11 protein-coding genes and 1 riboswitch are annotated in these 16,775 nt (G+C 33.5%); of the genes, 1 reads left to right on the forward strand and 10 read right to left on the reverse strand.

Annotated features, from left to right (window positions below; all coding sequences use genetic code 11):
• Window positions 1-54: 54 nt before the first annotated feature.
• The 8 genes from DES36_RS01185 to DES36_RS01220 form a co-directional block, all read right to left on the reverse strand.
• Entirely contained in the window at window positions 55-2,133 is a 2,079-nt protein-coding gene (locus DES36_RS01185) for a BglG family transcription antiterminator (RefSeq protein WP_170128126.1), read from the reverse strand.
• Window positions 2,134-2,543: 410 nt separating this feature from the next.
• A complete protein-coding gene (locus DES36_RS01190) occupies window positions 2,544-5,054 on the reverse strand; it encodes a RyR domain-containing protein (protein WP_113919392.1) in 2,511 nt (836 codons plus the stop codon).
• Window positions 5,055-5,264: 210 nt separating this feature from the next.
• Window positions 5,265-5,627 carry a fluoride efflux transporter CrcB gene (gene crcB, locus DES36_RS01195; protein WP_113919443.1) on the reverse strand — a complete coding sequence of 121 codons (363 nt, stop codon included), beginning with the start codon at window positions 5,625-5,627 and terminating at the stop codon, window positions 5,265-5,267.
• A gap of 2 nt (window positions 5,628-5,629) precedes the next feature.
• Window positions 5,630-6,007 carry a fluoride efflux transporter CrcB gene (crcB, locus tag DES36_RS01200; protein ID WP_113919393.1) on the reverse strand — a complete coding sequence of 126 codons (378 nt, stop codon included), beginning with the start codon at window positions 6,005-6,007 and terminating at the stop codon, window positions 5,630-5,632.
• Between the two features lie 188 nt (window positions 6,008-6,195).
• Window positions 6,196-6,255, reverse strand: a riboswitch (Fluoride riboswitch).
• 324 nt (window positions 6,256-6,579) lie between these two features.
• Complete coding sequence (gene glmS / locus DES36_RS01205) at window positions 6,580-8,409, reverse strand: glutamine--fructose-6-phosphate transaminase (isomerizing) (RefSeq protein WP_113919394.1); 1,830 nt, start codon at window positions 8,407-8,409, stop codon at window positions 6,580-6,582.
• A 491-nt stretch (window positions 8,410-8,900) separates the two neighbouring features.
• Complete coding sequence (gene rpoN / locus DES36_RS01210; RefSeq protein ID WP_113919395.1) at window positions 8,901-10,274, reverse strand: RNA polymerase factor sigma-54; 1,374 nt, start codon at window positions 10,272-10,274, stop codon at window positions 8,901-8,903.
• A 197-nt stretch (window positions 10,275-10,471) separates the two neighbouring features.
• Window positions 10,472-12,871, reverse strand: coding sequence for a glycyl radical protein (locus DES36_RS01215; protein WP_113919396.1), 2,400 nt, complete (start codon window positions 12,869-12,871; stop codon window positions 10,472-10,474).
• 128 nt (window positions 12,872-12,999) lie between these two features.
• Window positions 13,000-13,902, reverse strand: a complete 903-nt coding sequence (locus DES36_RS01220) for a glycyl-radical enzyme activating protein (RefSeq protein ID WP_113919397.1) — start codon at window positions 13,900-13,902, stop codon at window positions 13,000-13,002.
• 221 nt (window positions 13,903-14,123) lie between these two features.
• Here DES36_RS01220 and DES36_RS01225 point away from each other — a divergent pair, with 221 nt between their 5' ends.
• On the forward strand, window positions 14,124-14,882 hold the full coding sequence (locus DES36_RS01225) for a DeoR/GlpR family DNA-binding transcription regulator (RefSeq protein ID WP_113919398.1): 759 nt from the start codon (window positions 14,124-14,126) through the stop codon (window positions 14,880-14,882).
• Window positions 14,883-15,121: 239 nt separating this feature from the next.
• On the opposite strand, the gene DES36_RS01230 is transcribed toward DES36_RS01225, so the two are convergent.
• Window positions 15,122-16,432 carry a PTS sugar transporter subunit IIC gene (locus DES36_RS01230; protein WP_113919399.1) on the reverse strand — a complete coding sequence of 437 codons (1,311 nt, stop codon included), beginning with the start codon at window positions 16,430-16,432 and terminating at the stop codon, window positions 15,122-15,124.
• Window positions 16,433-16,454: 22 nt separating this feature from the next.
• Window positions 16,455-16,769 (reverse strand): PTS sugar transporter subunit IIB, encoded by a 315-nt coding sequence (locus DES36_RS01235; protein WP_113919400.1) that lies wholly within the window; start codon window positions 16,767-16,769, stop codon window positions 16,455-16,457.
• Window positions 16,770-16,775 lie beyond the last annotated feature (6 nt).

Genomic DNA, 16,775 nt, shown 5'->3' on the forward strand with positions numbered 1-16,775 from the left:
ACTTTGTGGCTACTTCATATTAATGCAAATTAATGACGGATCATAAATAATCTATTATACTTTTACTTCTTGATATTTTTCTAAAACTTTGTATATACCATCAGCAGTTTTTGCCTTTTGCAACTCTCTTAATGCATTTGGATTCATAGAAATATTGTACAATTGTAGCATTGCATTAATGTGATTTCGTTGATTTGTAGTAGATATAACTACTATATAAAATAATTTTTTGTTATCTTTATAAGGAATTCCCTTATTGATTTTAAGAAAACTCATCCCTAATTTCTTTGATCCATCTTCAGGCTTAGAGTGAGGAATAATGATGCTAGACCCTAAAACAATATTAGGTACAATATTTTCATATTGGCTTTTCATAGCTTCGAAATATTTTTTATTAATATATCCTCCATTCTCTAATGGTATACTTGCTTTTTCTAACGCTTCTATCCAGTTTAATTCTTCATCAGTAATCTTTATTAAGTCAAAATTAATGATATCTACTAGATTTGGCTCTTCTTTAACTCTTTGATTTTTAGGACTTTGTATTGGAGAACGGAAAGTATCTTCAATTTCATTGACAATTTTAAACTCTATATCTGGATTTAGTTCAAAGTACTTTTTTATAATTCGAATGATTTTATTTGTAAATACATTGCCGCTACTTATATTGTAAAGTCTTTGGAATACTACATTTTCAATTCTCTTTTTTTCCGTTTCATCGAGAGGTTCTTTAATCACAACCACATCTTGATTTAATTCTATAGGTACGGATGAAAAGACAATATCTGCTTGCATATCATTCTTTATTTCGTTAAACTCACTTAAAGATATAGACTTTAAAAAATTAATATAGGGAAAAATCCCTGATAATTGATTTTTTAATACACTAGAGAAGATGACCCCATTAGGACAAACCACTAGTGCGTTGATGTTTTTTATAGCTTTATCTTTATTGTATAAATACCCTCCGATGAAAATGGAGATAAACATGATTTCCTGATCAGGAAACTTTTTTCCTACAAAATCTTCAAGAGGCTGTAAAGAGTATTCTACTAAATGATATAAAGATTTATATTCTTTACCTAAAGCATCTATATAAGGATATTCCATAGTCATATTGTACTTAATCCGATATACTGCTGAGCGAAGATGTAAGTACAACTTCTCTTGTAGCTCTTGTTTATGGTAAAGAACAATTGCAGACCTCTTTTCAAACAAATCAAGAAATTCTAGTATACTTTGCTTTAATGCACTAATATCTAATTCAGCATTTGCTTCCGCTAAATTTAAGGACAGGAGTAGCAGTGTAATATATAGCTTTTCTTTACTAGGAATTTCAATGCCCTTCTTGCTTTCAAACAAAGAATTGATTACGCTGTACTCTTTCGTATCAGACAACTCATTAAACTTAATACCAAAATCATTGTCGATATATTTTTCATTTTGGATTCGTTTTGTTATAATAGCAAATTCATATGGCACTGTCCAAATGCGTTTATCGTTATACTTAATGTTTAGCTTTTTTTCAATAGTCCCTATTCTATTCTGTAAGTCTTCTATTTGAGCTTGATCCATATTTCCATATTTTTTCAGGGCTTCTTGGCCATTATAGAAATCGTAGATTTTAGCTACTACAGGTCTTATCAGTTTTCTAATATCCCATTCCTTACCGCCTAGGAAATAACCTTCTGTCCTAGAATAATTTAACTCAATACTATATTCTGCTAAGAATTCTCTAACTTTACTGAAATCTCTTAACACAGTATTCTTACTAATCTCTAGTGCATCCGAAAAGTGAAACAAGGACAAATCATAATCTTTTGATAAGAGCATAAGAACAATTAATTGCACTCTTTCATTTTCTACTGGTATGTACTTTACTTTGCTTTCTGTATTGTCCTTTTCATAAAAAAACTGCTTTATCTTTTCATCAACTTTAAAATAGCCTTTATTGGAGCGGGTAATTTTATCATAATTTTCTAATTGCAGATATTCGTTGATTTTTCGAATACTGTAATCAAGCTGATTTCTACTTAGGTGAAATTCTTCTTGTAGGTCTTTAGAAATGATATCTTCTTGAGATGCAATTACTTTTAATATTTCCATACTTCTCTCATCTAAATTTAGATACACAATTCCACCTCCTGATATCATTATAGTGCTCAATCAACATTAAGAAAAGCTTATTTAGGCTCCAAAATAAATCACCATTTTAAGGAGTGTGGTGATGTTCTTTTTTACGTCATCATGTTTAATAAATACACAAAAAAATCAATTCACGTACTTATTTCAGCACTCTCCCGGTTTTTTTCCATATATAAGTTTATACAATTTGCATTTTCATGACATTAACATACTGTTATCATCACCAAATTCATCATCATTATTCTTTATCGTTCATGAATTTGATGTTTGATTACGCATTCCTCTTCTCTCTTATTTAACACATATCCATCAATAAGTTATTGGTATTTTCCAAAGATTTCATCCCACATAAATATACCCCCTATTATAGCAATAGGGGGTATATTTATATCTATTCTTTATTTTCTCCGTGACTCTAATTTAAAGTTTACAAAAGCTAAGGCTTCAGACCAACTGCTTACAAATTGAATAATTTGCTTTCTTTTATTTACGGGCAGTAGATTATAAGATGTAATGAAGGGGCTTGTCTTTTTATTTTCATCTAAAATCTCACCATACTCCCAACCTCTATTCTTCTTATGGAGGAGCCATCTTCCGTGTTCGTATTTTGCTAAGGTCTCTACTTCCACTTTATCAAATATAATTGGAACAGGGCGCTCATTTACAGATGCAATATCGTAATTAATAGAAAACATGGAATCAGGTAAATTCCTAGCTAAATCGAAATAAAAGTTTCTATGAGCTTCACTGATTGCCTGCCACGACATCACATTTTCACTGATTTCATTGTATTTATTAAATAGAAAACAGGCAAGGGTTTCTGTTTTTTCACTAAAAAACGCATCGTGCATCAAACACCTCATAAACTGTTCTTCATCTACATGAAGTTTCAACTGTTCTTTTGAAGGCAAATAGGATTGTTCCCATTTTTTTGCCTCGTTGAGCATACTCATATCTAATATGGCTTCCATAGAGCGAGTTTCGTGTTTAAATCTTGGAACTTTTAACATCGCTCTTAGTACACCATTGTCTATTTGAGCTACTCCTTTTTTATCAATAAGATGAGACGTTTTTATCTTAATTAAAGATCTGAGAACCATGGCCCTTCTAATAACGTAAAGTTCATCTTGTTCTGATACAGGATTAGGTCCTAAAATATTTACATATCCGCGAAGGCGACTGATAAAGTCAAGACCTTTTGAATTTCTAAAGCTCTTTGTAAATCGGACTTGTTCATCTGGATTATCGATGGTCTCACCACAAAATTCATTAAATGTAGAACTTGTCCCTCCTGCAAAGACAAATATAGCCTTTCCGATAGGATGTTCTGAGTCTCCTTCTCTAAATAAACCATCTTGCATAGGCGCTAGCAAGTACTTTAACCAGCCTAATTTCCCTTTAAACTCTGAATCAAATTCATCAAAAATCATCAAAGGCAATTTCCCAAGTAAAGAGTAGTCTCTAGCTCTATGGAAGGCTCTTATAAGATCATCCGTAGAAGTAAATTGAGACAAATTAAAAGTGAGCTTGATGATTTTATCAGGGGCAATACTTGCTGCAACTTCTGTTATACCATAGGATTTACCTGATCCGGGAGTACCAAAAACAGCAATTGATAAAGGTCTAACAGTATTTTTATTATCGATATATTCTCTCATAAGATTTTTAATGCTCCGATAGCTTTCTATCTCTATTCGGTCAATTACCTTTAAACTTCCAAATCTGGCAAAAGGAATATATCTAAGAGCTTGATCTTCTCCATTTTTTACGATATCGTATGCGATTTCAGCTAAACTCGTAGAGCTTTTATCGTTGAGAATATACCACAAATCCTGTGAACGCTTTTGTGTCAAATTTGGAATTTTTACTTCTTGTACATGTTCTTTGATGATAAATTTTTTATTGTTTTCATGGAATATAGAGGAAATAGGAAAATGAAGTTCGTCCAAACGGTTTCCAAAACCTTCAATAAAATAATTACGAGCAGCTACTATCCCTTCTTTAATCCCCTCACCTATATATTGGTCTAATTTATTTAAGATTATTGGTTCTGCTGCTACAGAACGGGCAAGAGCAGCCACAAAACATGAAGTTAAGCCATACATCTTACCCTGCAAACTTTTCCCTAAATTGTCTTCAATTTCATAAGGCAAAAAATAGAGTTGAGACTGAGAAGACCCATTATTTTGATAATAAATACAACCTTCTAAACCAAAAGGTACGACTAAATGTCTACATTTTGTAAGGAAAATAAGGCTTGGATTATTGTTCAGTTGCCATACAAAATCCTCTGCGGTCCTCTCCCAAGACAAACTCTTGCTAATATTCACGCCCTGAGACCGAATATCCTCTGAGTTGATGATGACAACTGTGTTTTCCCAGTGCTTCCTTTCAAGGTGATACCACATTTCACTGGTTCCAGCAGGTTTATTCATCTTATAAAAGACAATGGGAAAATGATTTTCCTGCTCTAAAGACTTAGGCCAATATTTTTTATTGTTACTAAAACCATTGCCTTCATCATCAATAATCACTAATTTTGCAAATGGATCATCCTCTAGTACAGGCAGTAATCTTGTTAGTCCACATGAGGGACCAGTAAAACCCGAAAATCGGTTGACCCTATATACTTTTTCAGAGCTATTATTTACATACTTTGAAAATAGTTCTAATTCTACAGTAGATTGAATAAAGTCTAAGTCCCCATTCTCAAGCTTTGGACTCAATACCTCTAAACCAGTGGACAATCTGATTAAATCCGATAAAAGCAGTGCTTCCCCACCTTTTGAAACGTTCTTTACATTGTAATGTTTTTGCCAATCAAGACCTTGATGATTTGGTGGTGGTCCAATCCATTGAAGTGTATTTATACACACATCTCCAGTCACAACGATTTTCATGCCCTTCATAAATTACCTCCTATTCCAATATGTTTTATATTAAATTATCATATATGAGATTTTATTTCTATTATAATTATAGTATTAACTAATTTGTCTATTAAAAACGCCTTACAAGTAAAAGAAGTACTTGTAAAGCGTTTTCCACTTAGTTTTGCTATTTTACCTTTATAATGGACAGGAACATAGAAGGCAGGTCTTAAATTTATAGAAATATTATTAAAAAAGGATACTACCAATCAAATAACCAAAGTAAGCAAGAATTATCCCAAACCCATATGTAATTATTGTATAAAGAGTAAATTCCTTTTTTTGTTTATTACGATACAATTGTATCATTTCTAGTTTCAGAGTAGAAAATGTAGTAAAAGCTCCCATAAACCCTGTCCCAAACAAAAGAACGATCACTCTATTAACACTTGCTCCAGTTATTATTCCCAAGAGAAACGCTCCTAATAAATTGACTGTTAGAGTCCCTATTGGGATTATTAATGGTGATTTACTATTTAGATGTTTAGTAACGGAATATCGAGCAATTGCTCCTAAAAAACCACCAATTCCGACCAGGAATATATGTATCATCGTCACGATTTTTGTACCTCCTCACCAACTATATTAAATCCTAATCTACTCATTAATAATCCTCCCACAATACTTACAAAAACATAAAGAAGACCCAATAATATTGCTCCATTTTGAAACAGTTTAACGGTTTCTACACTTAAAGTTGAAAAAGTGGTAAATGAACCAACAAATCCCGTTCCGATTGCTGTCGTTATATGAGACGGCCAAGAAGTCTTCTTCAATAATCTTGTTGTTAGCCAAGTCAATAAAAAACTTCCGATTAGATTAATGCTTAATGTTGCATAGGGGAACAAACTATTCGTGAGTAATGAAACGCCTATCAAATACCTTAAAATAGCTCCAAAAGTTCCTGCAACGCCTACTAAAAAATAAACCATTTTTATTCCTCCTAATTAAATACATACAAGAAAGCGCCTATGGCGCATTAGTCGCTAGTCTTTAGTCACTAGCATTAGGGTATTCTTTTTAGGTCAAGATCCTTCGCTTGCGCTCAGGATGACTAGGCAAGAGCTAATGTCAAAAGTACGACTTTCCTATTACATATAAAAACTCCTGCCAGTAAAAAACACCAGCAGGAGTCATTAGCCATTGGCGATTAAAGGTGAACTCCATCACCTATTGTTTGTATTTATTATCGATATTATTATATATCAAGTTCTTTAATAAAAGAAGTATTTTTTATCATTATCAGTATAACAAATAATAAATAAGAATATGAACTTTTTATAAGATAAATTAAATATTCGCCTTTTAAGTTATCAACCTTGAGAAAGAAATCAATACACAATGCTTTAATTGAGCTATCATGAGGAACGAAAAAAGGGAGAAGCTGCACTTTGAACAGTTTCTCCCTTTTTTTCTTACCGACTTTATTACTTTCTGTACAACTTTATTTTTCTCGGAACGACTTTATTTTTAATTTACATAAGACAATAATTATTATTTTTATCTATTCTACTGTAACAGACTTAGCAAGGTTTCTTGGCTTATCTACATCGCATCCTCTCGCTACAGACAAATAATAAGCTAGTATTTGTAATATTACTACTGTAGGAATAGGCGCAATATCGTCTTGTGTATCAGGAATGTAGAAGACTTTATCTGCTTCCTTTTCTATTGCTTTATCGCTTTCTTTGGCTAAGGCTACAACATAAGCTCCTCTAGCTTTTACTTCTTTAATATTGCTCATCATCTTCTCAAGCAATTCTGTTTGAGTACAAAGGGCTATAACCACCGTTCCTTCTTCTATTAATGCAATAGGGCCATGTTTTAGCTCTCCTGCTGGATAAGCTTCTGAATGAATATAGGAGATTTCTTTCATCTTTAAAGAGCCCTCTAAACTAGCGTAGTAGTCTGAACCTCTTCCTAAGAAGAACACATCCCTTACATTAAATTTGTCGTACGCAAATTCTTTAATGGCACTTTCTTTTTTAATGACTTTCTCAACCATTTCAGGGCTAGCCTTTAAAGACTCCTGGATTTTAGTCAGTTCCTCTTCATTAACAGTTCCCTTTAACATTCCTAAATGTAAGGCAATCATATACATACACGCTAATTGAGTGGTATAGGCTTTTGTAGAAGCTACGGCAATTTCTGGTCCTGCCCATGTGTAGAGTACATCGTCTGCTTCCCTAGAAACAGAGCTTCCTACTACATTGGTAACTGCCATCACTCGAGCCCCCTTTTGCTTTGCTAATCTCATGGCTGCTAAAGTATCCGCAGTTTCTCCTGATTGACTAATGAGAATTAACAAGGTTTTCTCGTCGATAATCGGGTTTCTATATCTAAATTCTGAAGCAATATCTGCTTCAACAGGAATTCTAGCGTATTTTTCAATAGAATATTTTCCAATTAATCCAGCGTGGTATGCAGTGCCACATGCTACAATATAGATTCGATTTATTTTATCTAATTCTTCTTTTCCTAATTTGATCTTATCTAATACAATTTCTTTTTTATCATCATAAAGTCTAGAAGTCAAAGTATCTCTTAATGCTTTTGGTTGTTCGTGAATTTCCTTTAGCATAAAGTGCTCGTAGCCACCTTTTTCTGCATCTGCAGCATCCCAGTCTACTTTAAAGATTTGTTTTCCTGCTTCTTCTCCATGTTGATCTAATACAATCACTCTCTCTTTTGTCAAGATCGCAATTTCCTTGTCATCTAATAAATACACATTTCTCGTATAATTTAAAATTGCTGGAATATCAGATGCTATGAAGTTTTCATTGTCTCCAACACCAATAACCAAAGGACTGTCTTTTCTCACTGCTATGATCTTGTCTGGCTCACTGTGACACAAAACTCCTAAGGCATAGGAGCCCTTTAAATAAGTAGTTGCTTCTCTAACAGCTTTTACCATATCCCCTTGATATAAACTATCTAATAAATGAGCAATCACCTCTGTATCTGTATCGGATAAAAACCGATACCCCTTTATTATGAGTTTTTCCTTTAGCTCCATATAGTTTTCAATGATTCCGTTATGAACGATTACTATAGAGTGATCTGCATTGGCATGGGGATGAGAATTTACATCTGATGGCTCCCCATGAGTAGCCCATCTAGTGTGCCCAATCCCAACGGTCCCTTCTAAGGGCTCTTTTTCCATAAGATCTTCTAATACTTTTAATCTACCTTTACGCTTTTTTGTATGTATTTTTCCGCCCTGGCTAACAGCAACACCGGCTGAGTCATAACCTCTATATTCTAATCTACTTAATCCGTTAATCAGTACTTCTGTTGCCTTTTTATTTCCAATATATCCTACGATACCACACATAATTCATTCTCCTTTCAAAACAAGGACTCTTTTGTAAGCTTATAGCAAAAAAGATCCTTACCATCTGCTAGTCTTTAGACTACATATTTTTATTTGTACTAAAAAAGAAACTGCTATAGAGCATAGCAAAGAAAGGTCATCAAAAATGACCATATTTTTAGAAAGGTCTTTGTTTCACAGTCACCTGTGGGTTTTAAACCTTTAGACAGCTTAGGAGAATTTAAACTGTTTGGGGCATCCGCCGAGTATTTCGATACTCCCCATCCTCGTCAACTCAATACATGAGTCCTGGCGCTATTGTATTTAATTTTTGTGTTCACCTCCATAGTTAAATATATTATACTATTCTCAAAATGGATACAATGTTTTTTTATAGAAATTATGCTTTTCTTCATCTTTTATAACTCAAATTAGTTTTATTTGTAATAAATAAGGTTTTTAAAGAAAGATTCCTTTCTTCATTGGTAAATCCAACAATTTCATAGAATATACTATTTGTATTGTTTTCTTTTACTAGAAGAAGGAATCTCTAATTCTTCTCGATATTTAGCTACTGTTCTCCTTGCAATTTTTACGCCATTTTCTTTTAAAGCTTTAGCAATAGCTTCGTCAGATAAGGGACAGTACTTGTCTTCTGCATCAATGAACTCTTTTATTTGAAACATGATCGAATTAGTCGAAATCAAGTCGTCTTTATTTCCAGTAGATTTTATACCACTAGTAAACAAATCCCTTATTTTAACCATTCCATGTGGAGTTAGTATGTACTTTTCTTTAATTGCTCGACTAATAGTAGATTCGCTTAAATGAAGCTGTTCTGCAACCTCTCCTATGGACATAGGTTTTAAATACTGCAAACCATTACAAAAATATTCTCCTTGTTTCTCTACTATATACTGCAAAACCTGGGAGATGGTGTCCTTTCTTAAATCAACAGCTTTAATAAAAACCTTAGCATCATTTAATTTTTCTTTTACATATCGATTTGCTTCTTTATCTGCTTTTTCTTTTGCTATAGTAGCATAGTATTGATTAATAGCTAATGTAGGCAGTAGTTTATCATTGAGTATTAAAACCACTTCTCCATCAATAATCTCAATATAGGCTTCAGGAATAATATATATATCTTCATCGCCAGTAAAAAAACCCCTTGAAGGCTTTGGCTCAAAATCTTTAATAATACTTATATACTCTTGCACCTCTTCCATACTTATGTTAAGTAAAGTTGCAATGTTCTTAAGTTTATTCTCCGCTATTAGATGAAGATGATATTGAATAATCTCTGTTAATTTTTCATCTTCTATACCTTTTTTAGCGATTTGTATTTCTAAGCATTCTATTAAATTCCTGGCAGCTATACCATCTGGCTCAAACTGTTGTATACATTGTAATGCGTATTCTACATCCTGAAGGCTACAGTGTAAATCCTTTGCTATATTCTCTACGCTATCACTTAAATATCCTCGTTTATCAAGATTTTCGATGATATAAATGCAAATACTCTTTATCTCATGAGATTCTTTTACATCTACGAGCTGCTCTTTCAAAAAATCTTTTAATGTTTTATCTATTGTGACAAAATTGAGAGGGTCTACATCTTTATCAGGATTATAATGAATCGTATCCGAAAAAGAATACTCTTTCTCAGTCCTTTTCCCATCCCGAATAAGCTTTTCTAATTCATCCTGTCTCGGATGATCTGCTTCATAATGAGCTTCTAGAAGAGGATTTTCTTCTACTTTTTTTGAAATATCCATCTTTAAATCCACAATTGGCATTTCTAAAATTTGCAAGGAATGTCGCATTTGCGTGGTCAATATTTGTTTTTGTTGTTGAGCAAGTCCTTGGCTTGTATTTAATCTCATAGGGATCCCTCTTAATAAAAAATTTCGTATATTTATATTATACTACAATACATCAAAGGAATTCAGACCATTCTTTGCCTTATCATTTTTTCTATGAATTACATAAAGATTTTTCATTTTATAAAGAGGATACTATGCTGTTATACCAAACATAGTATCCTCTTATTATTTAAAGAAGGGGCGTTATTTATAGATTATTAAATTACATGTTCTGTTCTTTCAATAATATCGTCTTGTGTTGCCTTAGAAAGGAGATTAAAGAAAGCGGAATACCCCGCAACTCGGACAATTAAATCTCTATGATCCTCTGGATGTTTTTGTGCATCCAATAGGGTCTCACGTGATACTACATTATATTGAACATGATATCCTTTTAAGCGATTGAAGAATGCTCTGATTAACATAATCAATTTCTGTTTGTCTTCTTCTTTTGATAGAACCATAGGATTTACCTTTTGATTCAATAAGACCCCACCAACGATTTTTTCAGTTGGCAATTTTGCAACAGATTTAAATACTCCCGTAGGTCCAGTTTTATCCATATTATGAGCTGGTGAACACCCTTCAGCTAATGGCTCATGCGCATTACGTCCATCTGGTGTAGCCAAAGTACCCATTCCTTGACCTACATTAGCGGAAATAGAAGATGTACCTGCATAACGTCTTCCACCAATTGGTCCACGTCCATGACGAGTATTTGGATATTTTTCAATCTCATCAATATAGCTCTCGTATGCTTCTACAATTAATTGGTCTACATAATCCTCGTCATTACCGTATTTAGGGGCTTCTTCAATTAATAATTCTTGAATTTCTTTTCCACGAGGGCTTTGGAAATCGTCCATTAATGCATCCCAAAGTTCTTGTTGAGTAACCTTACCCTCTTCGTAAACTAATTTTTTAATTGCAGCCAGTGAGTCTGCCATATTTGCGATTCCTACTTGTAAACCAGAGATAAAGTCATAAATCGCTCCACCCTCTTTAATGGTTTTACCTCGTCCAATACAATCTTGAGTTAAAGTAGAGCATAAAATATCAGGAGCTTTTCGCTCTATTCCAATATCGCATGCATTTTCTACAATAACACTCATACGAGTAATTTCACGAACAATACTATCCCATGCAGCTATTAAATCTTCATAAGATTTCATTTGTGTAAAATGGCCTTTTCCTTCTGCGAAACGTAGTCCACTAGCTGGATCAACTCCATCATTCATGGTAATAAGCAAAATTTTAGGGAAGTTCATATAGCTCATACCAGTACAACGATAGCCCCATTTGCCTGGAACTGCAGTCTCTACACATCCAATAGCACTATAGTCATAGGCATCTTCTTCAGATACTCCATAATCTATAAAAGATGGAATTATTATTTCGTCATTATTGAAAGCTGGCATACCAAAGCCTAGTTTAACTACTTCAATGCACTCACTCATAAACTTATTATCTAATCCTGTATGATAGCGTACTGTCAAGTTTGGTTGTGGTAATTTTGTCTGAGCTATGCTGCGTAAAACCAAATAAGACATTTTATTGACAGCATCTTTTTTATCTTTAGTTTGACCACCAATTGTTACATTTTGATAAAGTGGGCTACCCGCACTACTTAATGTATGAGATTGACTACGGACTTTATTAACAGTTAGTGTCTTAACCCATAAGTTTGTCAAGAGTTCAACTGCATGTTCTTCTGTAATACGACCAGCTGCTAGATCTGCTTCATAATATGGATTCATAAATTGATCAAAACGTCCGTAAGACAGTGAGTGTCCATTTGATTCAATTTGTAAAATAACTTGTATGAACCATACAGATTGAATTGCCTCTGCAAGAGTCTCTGCTGGCTCATATGGCACCTTTGCTGTAATCCGACTAATTTCTCTTAATTCTTCTGCTCGTTCAGGTGTAGCATTTTTTGCCATTTCAAGAGCTAGTTTTGAGAAACGCTTTGCATAAGTGTGCACAGCATCGATTACAATTAATACAGATTGATAAAAATGATACTTATCAATATTCTCAGGAACAGTTAAATCTAATTTACTTTTAAGTTTTCGAGTACGCTCTTCATATCCACGTAGTCCTACTTTTAATAGTTGAGGATAATCAGCAGCTAAGTGAGCATCACCAGAATTCATTTTTCCTTCCATTCCAAAAAATCCCAAGAATGGAGCTACTTCATCTGGCAATAAAGATTTAGAATAATCTCTAAGTGATTTTCCATCCCAAAAAGGAGCAATCAAACGTAATTTTTCTTTTGTATCTTCTGTTATGTAAAAAACATCTCCGTCACGTTTTTCAAATTTATCTAATTCATTTATAACAAATTCCATGGTGTACTCTGGAAAGATTGGAGCGTCATTATTTGAAGATGCTTGATTTCCAACAATAAATGTTTCTTCTTCAATATAAATTGTCATATTCTCTAAAATATTTTTTAACATTAGTGCACGTTGTAAATTAACAGGTTTTCCTTGGTTTTCTTTGTAGGATTCTGTAGCAAGAACTGCACGTTCTGGATCTATATATGGCTTTTTATCTAATACGGCTTCACGATATTGTTTCATTCTAGGTGTTAAATGACCAAAATAATTACTCATGTAGATATCCTCCTTATAGTGATTTATATTTTTAGTAATTCTATATTTTCATAATATCACTAATTAGTTACGTATGTCAATATTATTCCTTCATTCGTAATATGTATATTGTTTTATCTAAAACAAATTTATATTTTACAGTCAAACTCTTCTCTTAAAAATATCTCTTGGTATTCCTTTAAATCTTCAGGATGCAATTGTTTTATACCTTTCATCTTGTATTCCATACCTAGTGCTTCATACTTCTTTTCACCCATTTGATGGAACGGCAAAAGATTTACCTCTTTAATTCCAATATCTTTTAGTAGTTTACAGAATTCTTTAGCATCCTTTAGATCATCGTTAAAGCCTGGAATAACCGGAATTCGAGCAATAATTTTTTTTCCCTTCTTCACAGCAGTTCGCATATTTGCTTGAGTAATTTTATTATCTACATTTGTTGCTTCTTTATGCTTCACAGGATCATAATGCTTCATATCGTATAAAAGCAAATCAATGTGTTCAATAAAGCGCTCAAATATTTGTGGTGCTGCATATCCTGTAGTCTCAGCAGCTCTGTGAATACCATATTTTTTTAATTCCTTTAAAAGCTCAATGGCAAAATCCGCCTGTTGCAATACTTCTCCTCCTGATAGAGTAACGCCTCCTCCAGATTCTTCATAAAATACTTTATCTTTAAGGACTTCTTGCATAATCTCATCTACGCTTTTATACTCACCTTCTACAGTAAAACCTTTCGTTGGGCATTCTTTTATAATGGTTTCCCAATTCTCACATTTATTCGTATCTATTTGCTTTCGCCCATTAACATTTATTATGGATCCTTCTGGACAAGACTCAACACATTTATTGCACTCTACACATTTTGTATCGTCCCAGCTGATTTGAATTTTTCCAATTTGTGATTCTGGATTGGCACACCAAAGGCATCTAAGGGGACATCCTTTAAAAAACACTACAGTCCTTATCCCTGGACCATCATGTATACTAAACTTTTGGATATTAAATATTATCGCTCTTTTTTCTTCCATTAGCTCACCTCATTATCCTTTATATGAATATCATAGCTTATTTAGGTCCATATGTAAATAAATATTTATTCATTTGATGCATATTCTTTTTCATTTGAAACCTACCTGTGATATAATCTATAGGTATCCTAAAATTGTCCGCGAAATAAAAGGATTCTATACTATAATCTGGTTTGTAAATATATTATAATAGTTACATATCCTTAATACAGGAGGAAAAAATGACTGATAGACTTTCAAAAATATTAAGTATTGTCAATGAAAATAGAAAGATAGAAGTATCGAAACTATCTGAACTATTAGATGTTTCTCAAGTGACCATCCGCAAGGACTTAGATATCTTATCGGAAAAGGGCCTAATTAATCGGGAACACGGATATGCAGTTTTAAATGAAAGCGATGATATTAACAATAGACTTGCTGTCAATTATAATATCAAATTAAAGATTGCAAAATCTGCAGCAGAGACTGTTTCAAATGGGGAAACCATTATGATTGAATCTGGTTCTAGTTGTGCTATTTTTGCAGAGGAAGTTGCTAAAAGCAAAAAAGATATTACAATCATGTCTAACTCTGCTTTTATTGCTTCTTATATTAGACAATATTCAAATTGCAAGGTAATTTTACTAGGAGGCGAGTATCAAAAAGAGTCTCAAGTAAATGTAGGACCTATTACAAAAATCTGCGCAGAACAATTCTATGTGGATAAGCTTTTCATTGGTATAGATGGATTTTCACCAACTATTGGCTTTATGGCTTCAGATTTAATGCGTGCAGAAGCTGTAAAATCTATGGCAGCATCAGCAAGAAAAGTTATTATCCTCAGTGATTCTACTAAATTTGATCGTCATGGATTAGTAAATCTTTTTTCTATTGGTGATATAGATGCTCTATACACAGATGCTAATATTCCTGATAAAATATGTGAAACATTTGAAAGAAAAGGAATTCATGTTATTACAGTATCTACGGCGCCTTAGCCATCAGCACAATCTACCAAAATTTTGTATTTTTCTGGGGTCTAAGACCCTTCACTAGCGTTTAGGATGATAAGAGGTAGCGGCTGGTTTTACGTTTTTCCCGTCCAACCAACTCACGAACCAACTGTCCAACCATTTATGCTGGTGCTCTGAATGACAAAAGCAATCGTTCAGGTCAAAAATAAGATTTCTTATTCTATAAGATAAAAAAAGCCTCGCACTTCGCGCGAGGCTTTTTTTTATGCTTTTGTTTTTGCTTCTTGTTCTTGTTTATACGTAATTTGATCTTGTTTTTTGAAGAATGGTAAATATATTAATACAGACATCGCTAAGATAATAATTTGCATCAAAGCACCTTTCCAACCTGCTACCATTAATCCTGAAATAAGAAGTGGTGTACTCCAAGGTAGTATTACTCCTGAGAAAGGTTGTAAGAATCCGATAGCAATAGCGCCATATACAAGCAATGCTGCAATTACTGGTACTGCAATAAAAGGAATAAACATAAGTGGGTTTAATACTATAGGGAACCCAAAAACAACTGGTTCATTAATATTAAATATTGCAGGTACTACAGACATTTTTCCTAAGCTCTTATACTGCTCTGATTTTGCAGCAAATAACATTGCAAATACAATACCAAAAGTGATTCCAGATCCCGAAAGGATGATAAAACTATCAAGGAACTGTTGTGTTACAATATGCGCGCCACCTTCTACTGTTGCAGAACCAACTTGTTGAAGTAATTCTGCATTGGCTACAGAGTTTGCTGTCAGTAAAGATACTACGATACCATTGACAATGGATTGCCCATGTACGCCAAACCACCATAGGAAAGATATAAAGAAAGCAATCCCTATTGCGCCTGGTAAGGAATCTGTCAATCCTTGTAGTGGCACTTGTAAAACGGTATAAATCCATTCGATAAATGTAGTTTGTAAACCAAATTTAAATATTCCATATACTATCGCCGATACAGCGAAAATAAACGCTGCTGGTATTAAAGCTGTAAATTGATTTGCAACTCCAGGTGGTACGCTATCTGGCATTTTAATGACGATTTTCTTTCTCATAAACCATGAGTACGTAGCACCCACAAACAATCCTACTATAATAGCTGTAATCATTCCCTGTCCGCCAGTCCATGCTTTTGAAATGACATCATTTACTACTTCTCCACCTTCTAAAGTAACAAATGAGTTTTGAATGATAAAGAAGGTTGCAATAGATAGTACTCCTGCCGGGAGTGCTTCATATCCTTCATTTTTAACATACGCGTAACCGATTGCAAAGCAAGCAACCATGCCCATAATTGCAAATGTACCACCATAGACTTGCATAAATGGTACAGACCATTCCGGACCGAAAGTATTTGTCAGAAAATCTGTTACACCTTTGAATGGTAAAGCTCCGATGATAAGAAATATAGATCCTACTACAGTTAAAGGTAAAATACTCAGCATACCTTCTTTTAATGCGATAACTCCTTTCATGTTGACAAACTTCATCATCACTTCCATGAGTTTATTCCCAAAATCTTTTGTGTTCATTTGTCTAACCCCCTTAATAATTTTATTTTTCTTTTTCTATAAGACTAAGTGCAAAGTCTAGTACTTTTTCTCCATTCATCATGCCATAATCAGCCATAGGAATTACAGCAACTGGTACACACTTTTCACCACATATTTTTTGTGATTTTGGTAGTGTATAAGCAATTTGAGGTCCTAATAAAGCCACATCTAAACCATCTAAAGAATCTGCTAATTTTCCTTGAGCACACGCTTCTATATCTACTTCTAAGCCTCTAGCTGCTGCGGCTTTCTTCATTTTTTCTACCAAAGCACTAGTTGAAAATGCTGCTGCACAAAATAATTTGATTTTTATCATTTGAAA

The organism is Alkalibaculum bacchi, assembly GCF_003317055.1.
GTDB classification, from domain to species: Bacteria; Bacillota; Clostridia; order Eubacteriales; family Alkalibacteraceae; genus Alkalibaculum; species Alkalibaculum bacchi.